Below are 17,180 nucleotides of genomic sequence, written 5' to 3'. Positions count from 1 at the left end.
TGTCGATGACGCCCGCTCCTGACGAAAGTCCCGTGATCGTGGTCGTGCGCAGCGCGGATACCCCTCGCGCACCCGAACGAGTGTAGCGGTCGGAAGTACCTGCCCGCCGTCAGCCAGCCGGTGCCGACGGCACAGGCGCCTCCGGTTCGGCGGCGGGGACGCGCTTCCGCAGCACTCGCACCAATCCTGCCGCGCCGAGCGCGGCGAAGACCGCGTAGCAAGCCAGCAAAGCGGGCGGCGTGTCGCCGGTCAGCCCGTCCGCGAAAACGACCACCGCGACGGTTCCGGGGACGCTCCCGAGCGCCGTTCCGGCAAGGTAGGGAACGAGCTTCACGGACGAAACGCCGCACAGGTAGTTCATCGCCGAAAACGGGACGACCGGGATCAACCGCAGCGACGTGATGGCGAGCACGCCGCCGTCGGAGAGCCGGTCGTTGACCGCCCGCACCGGCGCGCGGTGCAGGTGCCGCAGGATCAGGTCCCGGCCGAGCAGCCGGGCCAGCCCGTACGCCAGCCCGGCGGCGATCGTGGTGGCCGCCAAGGCGATGACCACCCCCGCGACGCTGCCGACGAGCAGACCGGCGGCCAGATTGAACACTGTGCGCGGGATCGGCGCGACGGTGAGCAGCGAGTAAGCCACGAGGAGCACCAGCGGAGTCATCGATCCGGTCGCCGCGGCCCAGGTGCGCAGCTGCGCCGGTCCCGGGATCGGCAGCCACAGCGCGGCGGCGCCGAGAAGAGCCAGCACGGCCAGGGCGGCGATCAGCTTGGTTCTCCCGGACACCCCGCCACGGTACGGTACTCGCGGCTACGGTGGCCGCATGGCCAAAAACGGCGATCCGGTCGAGTACCAGGTGGGGGAGCGCACCGTTCGGGTGTCGAGCCCGGACAAGGTCTATTTCCCCGAGCGCGGAATCACGAAGCGGCAGGTGGTCGAGTACTACCTCGCCGTGGCCGACCCGTTGCTGCGCGCGATCGGCGAGCGGCCGACCACGCTGAAACGCTACGTCGACGGCGTCACCGGCGAGTGGTTCTACGCCAAGCGCGTGCCCAAGGGCGCGCCGGACTGGCTGGAGACCGCGCGGATCGCCTTCCCGTCCGGCCGCACCGCCGACGAGGTCTGCCCGACCGAGCCCGCGGTGTTCGCCTGGGCGGCCAACCTCGGCACCTTCGACTTCCACCCGTGGCCGGTCCGCCGTCCTGACCTGGACCATCCGGACGAACTGCGGATCGACGTCGACCCGCCGGAGCGCGCCGGGTTCGCCGACGCGGTCGAGGTCGCCGGCGTCGTCCGCGAGGCGCTCGCCGACGCCGGGCTCACCGGCTACCCGAAGACCTCGGGCGGCCGCGGCGTGCACGTCCTCGTGCGGATCCGCCCGGAATGGGACTTCATCGCGGTGCGGCACGCGGTGATCGCGCTCGGCCGCGAGGTCGAACGGCGGATCCCGGACAAGGCGACGGTCTCGTGGTGGAAGGAGGAACGCGGCGGCCGCGTCTTTCTCGACTACAACCAGGCGGCCCGGGACCGGACGGTCGCCTCTTCGTGGTCGGTGCGCGGCACCCCGCGTGCGACCGTGTCGTCCCCGCTGACCTGGGACCTGCTCGCCGACGTCGACCCGGACGACTTCGACGTCCTGACCGTCCCCGGCTTCCTCGCCGAGCACGGCGACCTGCACGCGCCGATGGACGAGAAGGCGTTCGGCCTGGAGACGCTGCTGGAGTGGTACGAGCGAGACGACCGCGACCTCGGCGGTGCGGAACTGCCGTACCCGCCGGACTACCCGAAAATGCCCGGCGAGCCGAAGCGGGTGCAGCCGAGCAAGGCCCGATCCGACCAGGCGTGATCGTCCGATTGCCGGGCGTGTTCACTCTCAGTGATCAACATCGCGGCGAATTTCCCGAATGTTTTCGCAGGTCGCACTGGTTTTTTCGAGGTCGATTACCATGGGCGTGCCGCTAGGCGGTAACGCGCCGGGGTCGAGGTGCGACTATTGCCGGGGCCGGAGGGGAGCCGGGACCGGAGGAGGGAGACGTCGTGGACGACCTGATCGCGTTCCTCGCCGCGCGCGTCGGACAGCGGCAGGCGCTGATCATGCAGGCGGTGCAGAAGGGCAAGGCCGGCGAGCCGCTCAGTCGCGGCGAGGCCAAGGTCGGGCTCGAGGAGCGGGTCCGCTCCCTCGGCGACCTCGAACTCGACGTGGTCAACCAGATGATCAACGAGATCGAGGCGACGCGGCGGATCATGCTCGCGCATCGGACTACGGTGTCGGAGAAGGTGCCTGGGTTTCCGTTGTACGGCAGCGAGTATTGGTGTGAGACCTGTCATGTGCCCGCGGACGAGGCCGGGTCGAATTGGTGTTTGACGTTGCGGTTGCTGGCGTTGCCGTACGCGGATCATCCGGATTACAGCGAGCGGTGGAGGCCCTGATCGGCTCGTCGCCCGGCGGCGACATTGCTTGTGAACGGTTGCGTGGGGCACCCCGAAGCTGATTGTGCAGGGCCCGCTCACGGGCCTCGGCTGGNCCTCACGGACGTCGGAAGGGCGGGAATTCGCGCTGGGCGGGCGGCGTTGGCGTGAGCGTGGACGTTCCGATTTCCGTGCTGGACCGGTCTCCCGTGCGGCGAGGGCGGGGGACCGCGCAGGCGATCCGGGACACTGTCGCGTTCGCGCGTGTCATCGAAGCGCTCGGCTACCACCGGTTCTGGGTCTCCGAACACCACGGCGTACCTGGGGTCGCCGGGTCCGCGCCAGCAGTGCTCGCGTCAGCCGTTGCCTCCGCGACTTCGCGCATCCGGGTCGGGTCCGGCGGCGTGATGCTGCCCAATCACCGGCCGCTCGTGGTCGCCGAGCAGTTCGGGATTCTGGAGTCCTTGTTCCCGGGGCGGATCGATCTCGGGATCGGGCGTTCGGTCGGGTTCATCGAGCCGGTCCGGCGCGCGCTCGGGCAGGGCAAGGACGCGGCCGACGGCTTCGACGGGCAGGTTCGCGAGCTTCTCGCGTTCTTCCGGGGCGAGCACGACGGGGTACACGCGATCCCGGCCGAAGGTCTGTCGGTGCCGGTGTTTTTGCTCGCGACTGGCGCTGGCGCGGATCTCGCCGCTGGGCTGGGGTTGCCGCTGGTGATCGCTCCCGCGCACGGGCAGCGTGCGATGGTGGAGGCGATTTCGCGGTATCGCGAAACCTTCCGGTCCGATGTGGACGATCCCTGTGTCGTCGTGTCGACAGCGGTCGCGGTGGCGGACACCGCGGAGGAGGCTCGGCGGCTGCTGGTGCCCGAGGCTTGGTCCACTGTGTACTCGCGCAGCCACGGGGTGTTCCCGCCGCTTTCGCCTGTGGACGAGATCTTGGCACTGCCGATGACCGACCGCGAACGCCGTCGTCTCGACGACGCGTTGGCCGGGCAGATCAGCGGTACTCCGGACGAGGTCGGCGCACGTCTCGCGGACCTGGTCGACTCGACTGGAGCGGACGAGCTGCTCGTCAGCACCAGCACCTACGACCCGGCCGCGCGCGTCGAATCTTTTGCCGCGCTTGCCGAGTTGACCGCGGCGGAACGGCTTTCGGTTTAGCCGAGGACGATCGGCAGCTTTTCGGCCAGCGACCCCAGTGCCGCCTTCTCCTCGTCAGTCGCGGCACGTCGGCCGGTCGCTACCAGGAGTGCGCTCTGGTCGTCCAGCGACGACGGAAGTGGCGTGCCCAGAGCGGTTTCCACTGTTCGCCGGGCCGCTGCCAGGCAGCCGGCGTCTGGACCGTCCACTCCGGACAGATGCCTGACGAGGTCCAGGTGGTGCAACGTGGCTTCCACGACGTAGGTCTCGAAATAGTCCGCGACCGTCAGCACGTAGTCGCGGGTTTCGACCTTCGACGCCGGGTCCGCGAGCGCGGCGGCACGTCCGGCCGCCTGGGCCAGGTCGTCGAAGTGGTGCGCCAGCCAGGCGGTGGAGCCGTAGCTGACCGCCGCGCGGCGGGTGAACAGGCCTTCTTCGTCCATGCCGGTCGGCAGCTCGGTGCCGAGTTCCCAGTATTCCGCGGCGGTGTGCGTCGGCTCGGATTCGGCGGGGGTCGCGAGCGTGATCAGGATGTCCTGCGCGTCGACGACCAGGTGGAACACCAGGTCCTGCACCAGCCAGCCGGTGCATCCCGACGGGGCGAGCCACTGCCCGCCGTCAAGCGATTTGACAGCGTTCTGAAGTGCGTTCCAGGAGCGGAAGAAGAGGTCCACGACGGCACCTTAGCGATCACGAACCTCCGCGGCATCCGATTTAGAGCCGCAGCAACAGTTCAGTGAGCAGCCGCTGAGCTGGATCGGTCAGGTCGATGCCAGACACCTCGGACGCGCGCCGCACCCGGTAGCGCACGGTGTTCGGGTGGATGTTCAGCGAGCGCGCGGCCGTGCGGACGTCGCCGAAAGCGTTCAGGTACGCCAGCACCGCGGGGATCAGAATATCGCCGTGATCGGCGTCGTGGGCGCGCAGTTGCGCGAGCCGCGGATCGCGCAATCGGGGCTGATCCCCCAAGTAGGCCAGCACTTCCGACAACAACACGTCAGCCCGGACGTCAGCCAGCGACGCGACGTCGGACGGCCAATGACCGCGTGTCATCGCCAGCAGCACCCGATCGGCGTCGCCGCGCGACAACGCTGCGTCCGACAGCCTCGGCACAATCCCGCCGAGTGCGGCGCGGACCGGTGCGTCGAGGTGTTTCCGTGCCGCACCGACGATTTCCTTCGCCAACGCCAACACTGGCGCAGCTGAGTGTTCCGGCAGATCCGGGAGCAACGCGTACACCCGGCCGCCGAGCACGCTCACGAGCGCGGTCCGCCGATAGGCCGCGGTGTGCACGGCGATCAGGTGCACCAGTTCGGCCCGGTGCAGCAACCGGTCCGAAGCGGCGCTCGACTGCTGCCGCGAGAGCGTGAACGCCAAAACCTGTGCTGGACGAGCTGGATCGGCGCCGATGTCGTCTGCGACAGACTCGGCGTCGACGCGTCCTTCCAGCAATCCGGCCAGCAAGTCCTCGCGCAGCCGAAGCTGCGGATCGGGCCGGGTTCGCGCGCGGATCAGTTGCGGGGCAAGCGTTCTGCTCGCGCCGAGCAGCGCCACCTCGGCTTGTCCGGTCAGCGGCTGCGCGCCTTCCTGGACCCAGATCGTGCCGAGCGGTTGCGATCCGGCGTGGATCCCGGCGGCGATGCGGCGGCGGATTCCCAGCTCCGGGCGTTCGTCCACGCGCACGATTCCTTCGCCGGCCCGCAACCGCTGGTAGACGCCCCATTCGCGGAGGATCGCGAGGTATCGTTCCGGCCCTTCACGGCCCAAGATCGACAACCGCCGGAGCTCGTCGACCTCGTCGCCTGCCCTTGAATACGCGAGGACGCGGCTCGCGGTGTCCTCGATGCTGACCAGGCCGCCGGTGAGCGTCGCGACCGTCTGGGCCAGCGCGAACAGGTCGCCGAGCACCTCACCGGTTTCCGCTTCGCCACCCGCTCGGGCCGCGTCGACGACCCCGCGCGCCAGCGCCTCGACCTGCTCCCACCGCGCTTCCGCGCCGACCGTGAGCAGCGCGACGCCAGCGTCCGCCGCGACGTCCGTGCCGCCTTCCCCTTTCACCGCCACCGCGGCCGCTCCGGCGCGCCCGGCCGCCCGGATCGCGGCCGCTGCCGACCTGCCCCGCGCGCCGATCACCAGGACCAGGTCGCCGGGGTGCGTTTCGGGCGGGTCCTCCGGGTCGAGGATCACGACGTCCTGCACCGGAACGCCCAGTCCGCGCGGCGCGACGAGCACCCGCACGAGCGGTTCGCCGAGCGTCGCGAGCACGTGCCGCAGCGACGCGCCGGCGAACGGTTCGGCGGCCGTCACCGAATAGGCCGATCGGACAAAACCATATGGGCGATTCTAGCCGCTAGAACAAACTCCTGACCGCCGCGCAGCGTTATCTTTCGGACAACCGACGAGTAAGCCAACGAGGGAGCCGCCGTGGACGCCGTGACCCAGACCCCCGCCCCGAAGAACGAGCCGGTGCTGACGTACGCGCCGGGCAGCGCCGAGCGCGCCGAGCTGGAGGGGGCGCTGAAGAAACTGGGTCAGGCCGGTCCCGTCGACCTGACGGTCACCGTCGGCGGCGAGCAGCGCGCCGGCGGCGGCGAGAAGATCGACGTTGTCCAGCCGCACAACCACGGCCACGTCCTCGGCACCATCCAGAGCGCCACGAAGCAGGACGCGACCGACGCGATCGCTGCTGCCGCTAAGGCCGCCCCGGAGTGGCGCGCGCTGTCCTACGACGACCGTGCGGCGATCCTGCTGCGCGCCGCTGACCTGCTGAGCGGCCCGTGGCGCTCGACGCTGAACGCGGCCACCATGCTCGGTCAGTCGAAGACCGCGACGCAGGCCGAGATCGACTCCGCGTGCGAGCTCGCCGACTTCTGGCGCTTCAACGTCGCCTTCGGCCGCAGCATCCTCGACCAGCAGCCGGTCAGCTCGCCGGGCGTGTGGAACCGGATGGAGCACCGTCCGCTTGAGGGCTTCGTGTACGCGATCACGCCCTTCAACTTCACCGCCATCGCCGGCAACCTGCCCACCGCGCCCGCCCTGATGGGCAACACCGTGCTGTGGAAGCCGTCGCCGACGCAGAGCTTCGCCGCGCACCTGACCATGAGGTTGCTCGAAGAGGCCGGCATGCCGCCGGGCGTGATCAACCTGCTGCCGGGCGACGGCAAGGCCGTCTCGGAGGTCGCGCTGACGCACCGTGACCTGGCGGGCATTCACTTCACCGGCTCCACGGCGACCTTCCAGCACCTGTGGGGCACTGTCGGCGCGAACATCGCCGGCTACCGCAGCTACCCGCGTCTCGTCGGCGAGACCGGCGGCAAGGACTTCGTGCTCGCGCACCCGTCGGCCGACATCGACGTGCTTCGCACCGCGCTCGTCCGTGGTTCCTTCGAGTACCAGGGCCAGAAATGCTCCGCTGCTTCGCGTGCGTACGTGCCGCGCAGTGTCTGGGAGCAGGTGAAGGACGGCCTTGCGTCCGAGACCGCCGCGCTCAGCTACGGCGATGTCACCGACCTGTCGCACTTCGGTGGCGCAGTGATCGACCGCCGGGCTTTCGACAAGCACGCCTCGCTCTTCGAACGCGTTAAGAACGACAGCGAGGTCGAGATCCTCGTCGGCGGCACTGCGGACGACAGCGTCGGCTACTTCGTGCAGCCGACCGTCCTCGTGTCGACAAACCCGAAGCACGAGATCTTCAGCACCGAGTACTTCGGCCCGATCCTGTCGGTCTATGTGTACGAAGACGCTGACTTCGACTCCGTGCTGCAGCTGGTCGACGAGACCGCTTCGTACGCCCTCACCGGCGCCGTCATCGCGAACGACCGCACGGCTGTCGCGAAGGCTTCGCAGGCGCTGCGGTTCGCCGCGGGCAACTTCTACGTCAACGACAAGCCGACCGGCGCGGTCGTCGGCCAGCAGCCGTTCGGCGGGGCGCGCGCCTCGGGCACGAACGACAAGGCCGGCTCGGTCTTCAACCTGCTCCGCTGGACGAGCCCGCGCTCGATCAAGGAGACGTTCGTGCCGCCGACCTCCGTGCGCTACCCGCACCAGGGCTGAGAAGGAGACACCGCCATGCTGCGTGCCCCGTTGCTCGCCGCCGCTCGTTCGCAGCGGATGCGTGCGCTCGTCGAAGCGGTACCGGTCACCCGGTCCGTAGTGCGCCGGTTCGTGTCCGGCTCGGCTACCGCCGACGCCGTGCGCGCCGCACGGGAACTGGCCGCCGACGGCCGGAAGATCACCATCGACCACCTCGGCGAAGACACCACCGACGCCGCACAGGCCACCGCCACCGTGCAGGCGTACGAGGAGTTGCTGACGGCGCTGTCCGAACAGGGTCTCGCCAAGGGCGCGGACGTCTCGGTGAAGCTGTCCGCGGTCGGGCAGTTCCTGCCGGGCGACGGCGAAGGCGTCGCGCTCGAAAACGCGCGGAAGATCTGCGCGGCGGCCGAGGCGGTCGGCGCGACGGTGACGCTCGACATGGAGGACCACACCACCACGGACTCGACGCTCGGCATTCTCCGCGAGCTGCGCGCCGAGTACCCGTGGGTGGGCGCGGTGCTGCAGGCCTACCTGCACCGCACCGAGCAGGACTGCCGCGAGCTGTCCGGCCCCGGATCGCGCGTGCGGCTGTGCAAGGGTGCCTACGCCGAGCCGGAATCGGTGGCGTTCCAGGACAAGTCCGAGGTGGACAAGTCCTACGTGCGCTGCCTGCGTGTGCTGATGGCGGGCAAGGGCTACCCGATGGTGGCCTCGCACGACCCGCGGATGGTCGCGATCGCGGGCAAGCTCGCCGCGGACGCCGGCCGCACGTCCGGCGACCACGAGTACCAGATGCTGTACGGCATCCGGCCCGAGGAGCAGAAGCGGCTCGCCGGCGAAGGCGAGACGATGCGCGTGTACGTGCCCTGCGGCGACGAGTGGTACGGCTACTTCATGCGACGGCTGGCCGAGCGGCCGGCGAACCTCGCGTTCTTCCTGCGCGGGCTCGTCACCCGGTCCTGAACCGCTGCGAAGGCCCGGCACCCTGGTGGGTGCCGGGCCTTCGCGTTTCCCCGGGTTGCGCCTGTGATGGCCGGCTCAGGCCTGCTCGGATTCTTGCGCGGCGGCGGCCTTGCGCACCTCGTCCATGTCGACCTCGCGGGCCTGGCGGATGAGGTCCTCCAGCGCGGCTTCCGGAAGGGCGCCGGGCTGGGAGTAGATGAGGGTCTTGTCGCGGATCACGGCGAGCGTCGGGATCGAGCGGATGTTGAACGCCGCGGCGAGCTGCTGCTCGGCCTCGGTGTCCACCTTCGTGAAGGTGATGTCGCTGTGCTTTTCCGACGCCTGCTCGAACACCGGCGCGAACTGGCGGCACGGGCCGCACCAGCTTGCCCAGAAGTCGATCAGCACGAACTCGTTGTCGGTTACGGTCTGGTCGAAGTTGTCCGCGGTCAGTTCCACTGTGCTCATAGGCCGTCCAACGAACGAATCGGGTGGGGAATTCCCCGCGCCGGGGTAGCGTCCTGGTGAGTGTCGGACGCTTCTGTGGAGGTTGATGTGGCTGACGGGATCTTGGGACGGATCGACGAGCTGATCGCGCAGGAGAAGGAACTGCGCGACCGGGCCATCGGGGCCGGGCTGTCCTCGGACGACCGGGAGCGGCTGCGCCGGGCCGAAGAGGAGCTCGACCAGTGCTGGGACCTGCTGCGGCAGCGCCGGGCCAGGGTCGAGTTCGACGACGATCCGGACGAGGCTTCGGTCCGGCCGGTGGGCGAGGTCGAGGGATATCGGCAGTAGTCTCTCGGCGCCAGCAAAAGCTAACTGTTAGCTTTTGGTAACCGGACAGATTTTGTGGCTGATAGCATCCGCGGATGACTGAGCCGTCCGGGCGGCGCGAGCGCAAGAAGGCCGCGACCCGCCGGAAGATCGCCGACGCCGCGCTCCGGCTGTTCCTCGAGCGCGGGTACGACGAGGTGGGCATCCGCGACATCGCGGCCGAGGCCGACGTCGCCGTGACCACGGTCTTCTCGCATTTCGCCTCGAAGGAAGCGCTGGTCTTCGAGCAGGACTCGGACTTCGCGGAGAACCTGTGCGGCGCGGTCGAACGGCGGGTGCCGGCGGAGGCGCTGATCCCGGCGTTGCGAGACGAGATCCAGGCGCTGGTGCGGCATTGCACCGCGGACAGCGCCGCGCCGGTCTGGCGGATGATCGACGGATCGCCCGCGCTGCGGGAGTACGAGGAGTCGATGCGGCTGCGGCACGCGGAGTCGCTCGCGGCGGCGATGGCGGCCGATCCCGGTCTCGGCCGGACTCCGACGGCGTGCCGGGCGATCGCGCGGTTCGTGGTCGATGCCTACTCGGTGGCTCGCGAGGCGGCTGATCCGGAGGCCGCGGTGGACGAGGTTTTCCAGATGATCGAGGCGGCCTGGGCGGCTGCCAGCCCGGCTGTGTCGCGTTAGGACAGTCGGCCTCGCGGTGCTGGGTTCCTGGCCGCGAGGGGCGGAATTCGGCGCGCTGGCAGAGTTTTCGGCACTCCTGGTGAGATTGCCGCTCTCGTGTGGGTGAGTGGATCCCGCTGGGTCGAGTGATGCTATCTCGAACAGGTGTTCGAGATACTGGGTGAGTGTTCGAGACGACTTCGGCGGGGCAGCCCCGGTTCCGCCACCTCAGACCTCAGCGGGGATTGCTCGGCCGGATCAGCGTGCTGGTGCGCGGCTGGCGGCGCGGTCTCGGCGGGATGGAGCCGTTCGGCAGACGCGCTGCGGAAACTGCACAACGCGAGCGGCTCCGTGCTCGCCGGCCTCGTCGATCCCTAAGCCGGACAGAGAGTGCCGTTGTCCGGGATCTTGCCCTCGACCAGGAAGGACTGCGCGACGGCAGTGACGCAGGAGGACTGTCCGACCGCGCCGTGCGCGACGCCCTGCCACGTGACAGTCACGGCGCTGGGCATCTGGTCCGCGGCCCGGGTGGTGCCGATCTGCGGCGTCACCGGGTCGGTGGCGGTAGCGGCCACCAGGATGGGCGGGGCGCCTGGCGCACCGGCGGGAGGCAGCGCCTCGCGGCGGACCGGCCAAGCGCCGCACCAGGCGAGTTCCTGGGCGACCGCCGCGCCGAACTGCGGGTACTTCGCGCGCATGCCGGCCGCGGCGCGGTCCAGTTGATCGGCGGGCAGCCGGGTGGTCGAGTCGTTGCAGCGGGTCGCGATGGTGCCGCCGATGCGCGACGTGCGGCCGCGGACGTCCGCGACGATCGGATTCGCGAAGGCCGCCAGCGCGGTGACGTCGCCGTTTTTCGCGGCGTTCAACGCGTCGGCGAGAGCGGGCCAGTTCGCACGGTCGGCGAGTCCTTGGTACACCGCGTAGGTCGCCACGCCCGGGCTCATCGTCACGCCGTCGTCAGTGTCCACAGGGGACGTACGGAGCCGGTCGGTCACCGTCTTCAGCGCGACCTTCGCATCGCCCAACGGGCAGTTGCGGGCGGCGCAGTCGGCGGAGAAGGCGTCGAACGTCGCCTGTGCGCCAGCGGCCACCGCGTCGAGCACAGCCGCTCGGTCGGCTCCCGGATCCGGGATGCCGTCCAGCACCATGCGCCCGACCTGCGCCGGGTAGCGCACCGCGTACTCCGAAAGCACCTTCGAGCCGTCACCGCGGCCGAGCGCGTTCAGCCGGTCAAGGCCGAGTTGTTTGCGCAGTTGGTCGAGGTCCCCGGCGGTGCGCCAGCTGTCCAGCGCGGTCTGTGCGGTGTCGAGATCGAGCGCGCACTGCTGACCGGCCCGGCGGGCCGCGTCCAGCACCTCGCCGAGGCCGCCCTCCGCCGGGTCCGCGCCCAGCAGGCCCGAACGCACTTCCAGCGGCACGCACTGCACTCCGCCGGACAGCCCGGTGCCGCGCCGGTCCACGCCGATCAGCGAGAACTTCTTGAGGAACTCCGGCGGAAGCCGGGCCGCCAGGCGCGCGGCGAACAGCGATCCCGGTTCGCCGCCGACGTCGTTGACCACCACGAGCGGGATCGGGCCGTCGCCTGCCTTGAGCACGAGGATGCGGGCGAGCAGATGCTGGGAGTCCTCGGGGGCGTCGAGCGGCGACGTCATGCGCGCGCAGCTGACGTGCAGCGAATCGGGCAGCGCCGGAGCGGCCATCCGCTGCCGGGTGTCCGCGTCGCAGTTGGCCCATCGCAGGGCGGACTTCCTGGGCTCGGCCAGCGGCGGCAACGGCACCGCGGCAGTGCTCGGGGGCGGCGCGGTGGTGGCTCGCCCGTCGTTGTCGATTACCGCCGGGCGCACGGAGGGCCCGCTGGTGCACCCGGCCAGCATGAGCATTCCCAGCGTCGCCGCCGCCAGCCGGGCGCGCGTACGGAAACGGCTGGGGGAACGGCGGTGCACGGGCTGGTCCTCACATCTGCTCGGCGGAACTCTCGGACGAGCTTGGCACGCCTGGTGTGGGAAGCCAGTGAGCGGGTCCTGCGGCGTGTCCGGTCAGCGGGTGCGCACGACCTCGCCCCGGAACACCGCCGACAGGTCGTACCGGGCAGGCTCGTCCAGTTGCGAGTAGCCGCACGACGACGGCTCCCGATCCGGCCGCCAGCGCGCGAACTGGGCGGTGTGGCGGAAGCGCGACGGATAGCCGCCCTCCGTGTGCTCGTACGAGACCTCCACCACGCGCTCCAGCCGCAGCGGCACCCACGGCTGTTCCTTCGACCGCCAGCGCGTGATGCCGCCCGGGATCCGCTGACCCTCGCGGACCGCGTCGCCCAGCCACGGATGCCCTTCGCCGTCCGTGATCAACGGGGCCAGCTCCTGCGCCAGCTCGCGGCGGCGCGCGACCGGGAACGAACCGACCACGCCGACGTGGTGCAGCAGCCCGGTCTCGTCGTACAGGCCGAGCAGGAACGAGCCGACCGCCTCGCCCGGTTCGCCGTCCACGTGCCAGCGCAGACCCGCCAGCACGCAGTCCGCGGTGCGGGAATGCTTGTACTTGAACAAAACCCGCTTGCCCGGCGAATACGGCTCGTCCAGCGGCTTGCCGATCACGCCGTCCAATCCAGCTCCTTCGAACAGCTCGAACCAGCGCCGCGCGGTCTCCGGATCGGTCGTCGCCGGTGTCAGCGCGACGCCTGGCAGAGATTCGAGCCGTTCGCGGCGCGCCGACGTCGGCTCGTCCACAAACGACTCGTCGCCCAGCGCGAGCACATCGAAGGCCACGAACTGCGCGGGCGACTGCTCGGCGAGCAGCTGGACACGGCTGTCCGCCGGGTGGATGCGCTCGGTCAGCGCGTCGAAATCGAGCTTGCCGTCGCGGGCCACCACCAGCTCGCCGTCGAGCACGACGCGCTCCGGCAAGGATTCCCGCAGCGCGGCGAGGACTTCCGGGAAGTACCGGTTCAGCGGCTTCTCCGCGCGCGACTGCAGGGTGATGTCGTCGCCGTCCCGGAAAACCAGGCAGCGGAATCCGTCCCACTTCGGCTCGAACAGCAGCCCGCCGGAATCGGGAATGGCTTTCGCCGGCTTCGCCAGCATGGGCTTGATCGGTGCCTGCACAGGGAGGGCCATGCGGGCATTCTGGGCGAAACGCGGGATCAGCGCACGCGCGCCGAGCCGGTCATGTCGAGTTCGAGCCGCACCGCGGTCGGCAGGGTCTCGACGCCGAGCGACTCCCTGGCCCGGGTCAGCACGTACGCGTCGAGGTCTTCCCACACCCGGCGGACTTCCGCGCCTTCAGCAAGCCAGAGCGTGATCCGCAGCGCCGGATCGGCCACGGTGCCCACCGAGCGGACGCGGGCCCGGGCAACCCCGTCAACGCTCTCCGCGTCCGTTTGCACGGCCCCGGCCAGCGCTCCGGCTGTGACGGTCAGCTCCGCGCCGATCGTCTCGCCGAGCTTCAGATCCGGACGGCGTTCCGGGCGCAGCGAACGGAAAAACCACCACAGTCCGAACACGAGCAGCAGCACCCCGAGCACCACCGCACCGATCCGCGCGTACAGCGCGTGGTCGCCGAGCCAGCCGACCGCGATCGGGTCGAGCACCGGCCGGTGCCCGCGGAACTGCCCGAGCCACCCCATGCCGACCACCAGCGCTCCGGCACCGGCCAGCACACCGAGCACGCCGACCAAGGAGGTCAGCGTGCGCTCGGCGCCGTACGAACGGCCTTGCGCGCGACGCGCCGCGGAAGCGCTCATCACCGGTCCTTCGGAGAGTCGACGACCACGGACACCTTCGGACGACGTTGCAACGGGAGGTCGTCCAGCACCCCCGCGACGGTTTCCAACAGCCGTGGCCGCAGCTGTTCCTCGGTTTCCAGCCGGCTGGTCGCGCGCACGCGCACCCGGCGGGAGCTGGCCGTCACCGACGCACCGCGCACGTTGTCCTCCGCGCGCACCGCCAGCCCGACCAGCCGCGCGAGCGCGCGCGGCGAGGTGTTCACCGTGATGCCGTCAGCGGGATCGGTCATCCGGACCGCGCGGTCGCCCGCACCGAGCGCCAGCACCAGGAGCGCAAGCCCGGCGAGCACGGCTATTCCCGCGGTGATCCGCACCGGCGTGCTGGTCCAGTCCAGCTCGGCGATCGCGGTCTTCCACCGCGGCCATGGCACGAGCAGCGGTTCCTTGCCGGGCTGCCACCAGGCCCACCCGACCTCAAGCGCCAGCAACGCGCCGACGGCCGCGACAACTAGCCCGAGCAGCGTGGACAAAAGACGGACGAGGATGCGCATCATCGCACCCTCGGCGGCACGTCCGGCAACAACGCGGTGACCGTCACCGCGACCGAACGCACGTGATAGGAGGTGATGCGTTCGACCTCTTCGACGACCTTCGCGCGCACTTGCCCGGTCACTTCCCGCACCGGTGCCGGATAGCGCAACGCGAGATCGAGGGACAGCTCGACGTCGTTGTCCGAACCGCTGACCTTCGCGGACGTGCCGGTCATCCCGGTGCTGACTCCCGCGACGCGACGCTCGGTGAGCATTGTCCCCGGCACCTGGTCGGCGGCGTGCTGCGCGACCTTGCGCACCACGGCGTGCGCGATGGTCAGCGAACCGCGCTCGGCGGGCTCCGGAAGGTCGCTGCGGGACGGCCCTGCCTCGACCGCCTGGGTCACTTGTCCCGGCCCTTCCCGAACAGGTCGCCGAGGTCGAGTTCGCCGTCGAGGACCCGGCCGACCACGAGCCCGATGATGCCGACCGCGAAGGTGACCAGGAAAGCGGTGAATCCCTGCGTGGCGGCCAGGCCGAGAATCAGCCCGGCGAGGATCCCGGTCTGCGTAGCGTTCAACGTGCGCCCTCCTGGGATGTACGTGCTGCGGCGGTTGCGGTGCTCAGTGGTCTGAGGTGCTGCGCTCTTCGGTTTGGCGAGTTCGTTCGAGGCTCGTCCGGCTGCGGCTGGCGTGGTGCTTCGGAATCATCGCGGAAGCCGAACCATCCGGCGACGGTGCGCGAGCTCGAACTGCTGCGGCCGAGGCACCGGGCGGTCACCCGGTCATTCGACCCGGCTCGACGCGGATACGTCCTCCTCGCCGGGCAGGTGGACGTCGTTGACCGCGATGTTGACCTCGATCACCTCGAGCCCGGTGATCTGCTCGATGGAGGTGATGACGTTGCGCCGCACGTCGCGGGCGACCTCCGCGATGCGCGCGCCGTACTCGACGACGACGTCGAGGTCGATCGCGGCCTGCTTCTCGCCGACCTCGACCGAGACGCCCGCGGTGGAGGTGGCGCCCGGGCCCGGGATCCGGTCCCGGAGAGCGCCGATCGTCTGCGACACCCCGCCGCCGAGCGCGTGCACCCCGGCGACCTCGCGCGTCGACAGCACCGCGATCTTCTGCACGACCAGCGACGAGATCGTGGTGCGTCCCGCGGTGTCCGTCCGGTCGGCCGACGCCAGCGCGGAAGACGGGACAGCAGTAGGCACATCGGGCCGGTTCGTGCTCGGCATGGTTCCTCGCTCCCTGTATGCGGACATGGCCCGTCCAGTGTCGCCGCGAGCGACCCGCGGTGCCGGAGACGTGCCCGCCCGAAGGACCTCCCGACCGGGCGAAAACTCACGCGGCGTCCCTCGAATGGGTGAGTCGGCAGCACGCTGACCGTCCGTGCGCCGACACGGCGGACTCGACCGGCGGCCGGCGGCTTCGAGCCCGCGCGACGGCTGTCTTGGCGGCAGTGTCTTGGCGGCAGTGCCGCCAGTCCGCACGCCGAGGAAGACCTCGCCCGCTGCGATCCGCCGCCCGTGCCGGGCCAGCCACGCAGCTCGAACCAGGACGGCGACACCNCGACACCGGACGTCGCCCCTCCGCTCGCGCCGAGTCGGCGACACGTCTCGGCTCAGTGCCGTGGTGCCGGGTTGCCTGGCCGTTTGCGCCGGTCTGGTTACGGGTCTCGGTCCAGTCACGCGGTGGCGGGTTGCCTGGCCGTTTGCGCCGGTCTGGTCACGAGCCTCGGTCCAGTGTCGTGGTGCCGGGCCACGGTGCCGGTTTGGTCCCGCAGCTCGGGCCGGTGCGGTGGTGCTGGGCGGCCTCGCCGCTCGCACCAGCCTGGTCGCGCGGTTGGTCCAGTGCGGCGCCCCGCCCCTTCGCCGTTCGCACCGGGTCCGGTCTCGCGGCTTGGTCCAGTGCTGTGGTGCCGGGCGGCCCCGCCGCTCGCGCCGGTCCGGCCACACGGTTCGGCCCAGTGCCTCAGCGTCCGACCGAGCACCCCCGCCGAGGCTGCAGCGCAGGCCGGACCCGGCACCGGAACGTCTGACCAGCGCGGCAGCCCGGTGACAGTCACCACACGCGTCCCGCCTCGCCCGCCCAGTCCGTGGGCGAAAGGGGCTCCGACCGGGGGATTTGTCGCTCGCGGCCTGGTTGAGGCGCGCCGAAGGGGCCGGGGCTGTCCGGATAGGCTCTTCGACCATGCCCGCAGCTGCGCTGACCGACCGGTTTCCCGAGCTTGGGGCCGACGAGCTGATCGCGTCCCTCGTGCCGCCGCCGCGGTTCGGCGAGGCTCGGTTCTCCACTTACCTGCCCAACCCGGACGAGCCCAGCCAGGCGGCCGCGGTCGAGGCGTGTTCGGCGTTCGCTTCGCGGATCGGGGCGGCGAAGGCCAAAAAGTCCCGTCTGCGATCGCTTTTCGGCGGCGGGGCGGCGATTCCGGACGGGCCGATGGGGCTTTACCTCGACGGCGGCTTCGGCGTCGGCAAGACTCACCTGCTCGCGTCGACTTGGCACGAGACTCCGGGGCCCAAGGCGTACGGGACGTTCGTCGAGCTGACGCACCTCGTCGGCGCGCTGGGATTCGCCAACGCGGTCGCGCGGCTGTCGGAACACCGGCTGCTGGCGATCGACGAGTTCGAGCTCGACGATCCCGGCGACACCACGTTGGTCAGCCGGTTGCTGCAGGAACTCACCGACGCGGGCGTCTACGTCGCGGCGACCTCCAACACCTTGCCGGACAAGCTCGGCGAGGGGCGGTTCGCGGCGGAGGACTTCCTGCGCGAGATCCAGGCGTTGTCGCGGCGGTTCGGCGTCGTCCGCGTCGACGGGCCGGACTACCGGCACCGCGGGCTGCCGGATGCGCCGCCGCCGGTCGGCGACGACGAGATCGACGCCTCGGCGGCCGCGCATGAAGGGTCCACTGTGGACGAATTCAGCGCGTTGATGACGCATCTTGAGCGGCTGCATCCCTCGC

At 70.5% G+C, this 17,180-nt stretch carries 18 protein-coding genes and 1 pseudogene; 8 read left to right on the top strand and 11 right to left on the bottom strand.

Features of this window, described 5'->3' with window-relative positions:
* Window positions 1-109: 109 nt before the first annotated feature.
* Window positions 110-784 carry a TVP38/TMEM64 family protein gene (locus A4R44_RS12440; RefSeq protein WP_067579382.1) on the bottom strand — a complete coding sequence of 225 codons (675 nt, stop codon included), beginning with the start codon at window positions 782-784 and terminating at the stop codon, window positions 110-112.
* A gap of 37 nt (window positions 785-821) precedes the next feature.
* On the opposite strand from A4R44_RS12440, the gene A4R44_RS12435 reads away from it, so the two are divergent.
* From A4R44_RS12435 to A4R44_RS12425, 3 genes are all read left to right on the top strand, one after another.
* Window positions 822-1,844: a DNA polymerase domain-containing protein gene (locus A4R44_RS12435; RefSeq protein ID WP_067579380.1), complete on the top strand. Its 1,023-nt coding sequence runs from the start codon at window positions 822-824 to the stop codon at window positions 1,842-1,844.
* Between the two features lie 191 nt (window positions 1,845-2,035).
* Entirely contained in the window at window positions 2,036-2,428 is a 393-nt protein-coding gene (locus A4R44_RS12430) for a DUF6221 family protein (RefSeq protein ID WP_067579378.1), read from the top strand.
* A gap of 146 nt (window positions 2,429-2,574) precedes the next feature.
* Window positions 2,575-3,570 (top strand): LLM class flavin-dependent oxidoreductase, encoded by a 996-nt coding sequence (locus A4R44_RS12425; RefSeq protein WP_067579376.1) that lies wholly within the window; start codon window positions 2,575-2,577, stop codon window positions 3,568-3,570.
* On the opposite strand, the gene A4R44_RS12420 is transcribed toward A4R44_RS12425, so the two are convergent.
* Entirely contained in the window at window positions 3,567-4,223 is a 657-nt protein-coding gene (locus tag A4R44_RS12420) for a maleylpyruvate isomerase N-terminal domain-containing protein (protein WP_067579374.1), read from the bottom strand. The two genes, A4R44_RS12425 and A4R44_RS12420, sit on opposite strands and share 4 nt — an antisense overlap.
* A gap of 40 nt (window positions 4,224-4,263) precedes the next feature.
* The gene (locus A4R44_RS12415) at window positions 4,264-5,856 is read right to left on the bottom strand and encodes a CdaR family transcriptional regulator (protein WP_198545261.1); all 1,593 of its coding nucleotides are present in this window, start codon (window positions 5,854-5,856) and stop codon (window positions 4,264-4,266) included.
* A 117-nt stretch (window positions 5,857-5,973) separates the two neighbouring features.
* On the opposite strand from A4R44_RS12415, the gene pruA reads away from it, so the two are divergent.
* Together pruA and A4R44_RS12405 are read left to right on the top strand one after the other, a co-directional pair.
* Window positions 5,974-7,602 (top strand): L-glutamate gamma-semialdehyde dehydrogenase, encoded by a 1,629-nt coding sequence (gene pruA, locus A4R44_RS12410; RefSeq protein WP_067579372.1) that lies wholly within the window; start codon window positions 5,974-5,976, stop codon window positions 7,600-7,602.
* A 15-nt stretch (window positions 7,603-7,617) separates the two neighbouring features.
* Window positions 7,618-8,547 (top strand): proline dehydrogenase family protein, encoded by a 930-nt coding sequence (locus tag A4R44_RS12405; RefSeq protein ID WP_067579370.1) that lies wholly within the window; start codon window positions 7,618-7,620, stop codon window positions 8,545-8,547.
* Window positions 8,548-8,622: 75 nt separating this feature from the next.
* Here A4R44_RS12405 and trxA read toward each other — a convergent pair whose 3' ends face one another.
* Window positions 8,623-8,994 carry a thioredoxin gene (gene trxA / locus A4R44_RS12400; RefSeq protein WP_067579368.1) on the bottom strand — a complete coding sequence of 124 codons (372 nt, stop codon included), beginning with the start codon at window positions 8,992-8,994 and terminating at the stop codon, window positions 8,623-8,625.
* An 87-nt stretch (window positions 8,995-9,081) separates the two neighbouring features.
* On the opposite strand from trxA, the gene A4R44_RS12395 reads away from it, so the two are divergent.
* Together A4R44_RS12395 and A4R44_RS12390 are read left to right on the top strand one after the other, a co-directional pair.
* The gene (locus A4R44_RS12395) at window positions 9,082-9,321 is read left to right on the top strand and encodes a DUF2630 family protein (RefSeq protein ID WP_067579366.1); all 240 of its coding nucleotides are present in this window, start codon (window positions 9,082-9,084) and stop codon (window positions 9,319-9,321) included.
* Window positions 9,322-9,395: 74 nt separating this feature from the next.
* Complete coding sequence (locus A4R44_RS12390) at window positions 9,396-9,983, top strand: TetR/AcrR family transcriptional regulator (protein ID WP_067579364.1); 588 nt, start codon at window positions 9,396-9,398, stop codon at window positions 9,981-9,983.
* Window positions 9,984-10,336: 353 nt separating this feature from the next.
* Here A4R44_RS12390 and A4R44_RS12385 read toward each other — a convergent pair whose 3' ends face one another.
* The 7 genes from A4R44_RS12385 to A4R44_RS12360 all read right to left on the bottom strand — a co-directional run bounded on the left by A4R44_RS12385 (window position 10,337) and on the right by A4R44_RS12360 (window position 15,450).
* Entirely contained in the window at window positions 10,337-11,842 is a 1,506-nt protein-coding gene (locus A4R44_RS12385; RefSeq protein ID WP_067580158.1) for an alpha/beta hydrolase, read from the bottom strand.
* Between the two features lie 156 nt (window positions 11,843-11,998).
* On the bottom strand, window positions 11,999-13,072 hold the full coding sequence (locus A4R44_RS12380) for an ATP-dependent DNA ligase (protein ID WP_067579362.1): 1,074 nt from the start codon (window positions 13,070-13,072) through the stop codon (window positions 11,999-12,001).
* Between the two features lie 26 nt (window positions 13,073-13,098).
* Window positions 13,099-13,698 (bottom strand): hypothetical protein, encoded by a 600-nt coding sequence (locus A4R44_RS12375; protein ID WP_067579361.1) that lies wholly within the window; start codon window positions 13,696-13,698, stop codon window positions 13,099-13,101.
* The gene (locus tag A4R44_RS12370) at window positions 13,698-14,231 is read right to left on the bottom strand and encodes a DUF6286 domain-containing protein (RefSeq protein ID WP_067580156.1); all 534 of its coding nucleotides are present in this window, start codon (window positions 14,229-14,231) and stop codon (window positions 13,698-13,700) included. Before A4R44_RS12370 ends, A4R44_RS12375 begins: the two co-directional genes overlap by 1 nt.
* A complete protein-coding gene (locus A4R44_RS12365; protein WP_067579359.1) occupies window positions 14,231-14,617 on the bottom strand; it encodes an Asp23/Gls24 family envelope stress response protein in 387 nt (128 codons plus the stop codon). The genes A4R44_RS12370 and A4R44_RS12365 overlap by 1 nt, the downstream gene beginning before the upstream one ends.
* Window positions 14,614-14,790: a hypothetical protein gene (locus tag A4R44_RS45515; protein ID WP_009075692.1), complete on the bottom strand. Its 177-nt coding sequence runs from the start codon at window positions 14,788-14,790 to the stop codon at window positions 14,614-14,616. Before A4R44_RS45515 ends, A4R44_RS12365 begins: the two co-directional genes overlap by 4 nt.
* Window positions 14,791-14,994: 204 nt before the next feature.
* Entirely contained in the window at window positions 14,995-15,450 is a 456-nt protein-coding gene (locus tag A4R44_RS12360) for an Asp23/Gls24 family envelope stress response protein (RefSeq protein WP_198545260.1), read from the bottom strand.
* 955 nt (window positions 15,451-16,405) lie between these two features.
* Here A4R44_RS12360 and zapE point away from each other — a divergent pair.
* Window positions 16,406-17,180, top strand: a pseudogene (gene zapE / locus A4R44_RS12355) (cell division protein ZapE); the annotation flags it as partial.

Source organism: Amycolatopsis sp. M39, assembly GCF_001651785.1.
GTDB lineage: Bacteria > Actinomycetota > Actinomycetes > Mycobacteriales > Pseudonocardiaceae > Amycolatopsis > Amycolatopsis rubida.
The sequence above is the reverse complement of the archived record's forward strand: the minus strand, read 5'-3'. Positions and strand labels throughout refer to the sequence as shown.

Coding starts and splice junctions, on each gene's coding strand:
- trxA (WP_067579368.1), bottom strand. CDS start 8,994: ATGAGCACAGTGGAACTGACCGCGGACAACTTCGACCAGACCGTAACC.
- A4R44_RS12370 (WP_067580156.1), bottom strand. CDS start 14,231: ATGCGCATCCTCGTCCGTCTTTTGTCCACGCTGCTCGGGCTAGTTGTC.
- A4R44_RS12375 (WP_067579361.1), bottom strand. CDS start 13,698: ATGAGCGCTTCCGCGGCGCGTCGCGCGCAAGGCCGTTCGTACGGCGCC.
- A4R44_RS12435 (WP_067579380.1), top strand. CDS start 822: ATGGCCAAAAACGGCGATCCGGTCGAGTACCAGGTGGGGGAGCGCACC.
- A4R44_RS12390 (WP_067579364.1), top strand. CDS start 9,396: ATGACTGAGCCGTCCGGGCGGCGCGAGCGCAAGAAGGCCGCGACCCGC.
- A4R44_RS12380 (WP_067579362.1), bottom strand. CDS start 13,072: ATGGCCCTCCCTGTGCAGGCACCGATCAAGCCCATGCTGGCGAAGCCG.
- A4R44_RS12385 (WP_067580158.1), bottom strand. CDS start 11,842: ATGCTCATGCTGGCCGGGTGCACCAGCGGGCCCTCCGTGCGCCCGGCG.
- A4R44_RS12360 (WP_198545260.1), bottom strand. CDS start 15,450: ATGCCGAGCACGAACCGGCCCGATGTGCCTACTGCTGTCCCGTCTTCC.
- A4R44_RS12405 (WP_067579370.1), top strand. CDS start 7,618: ATGCTGCGTGCCCCGTTGCTCGCCGCCGCTCGTTCGCAGCGGATGCGT.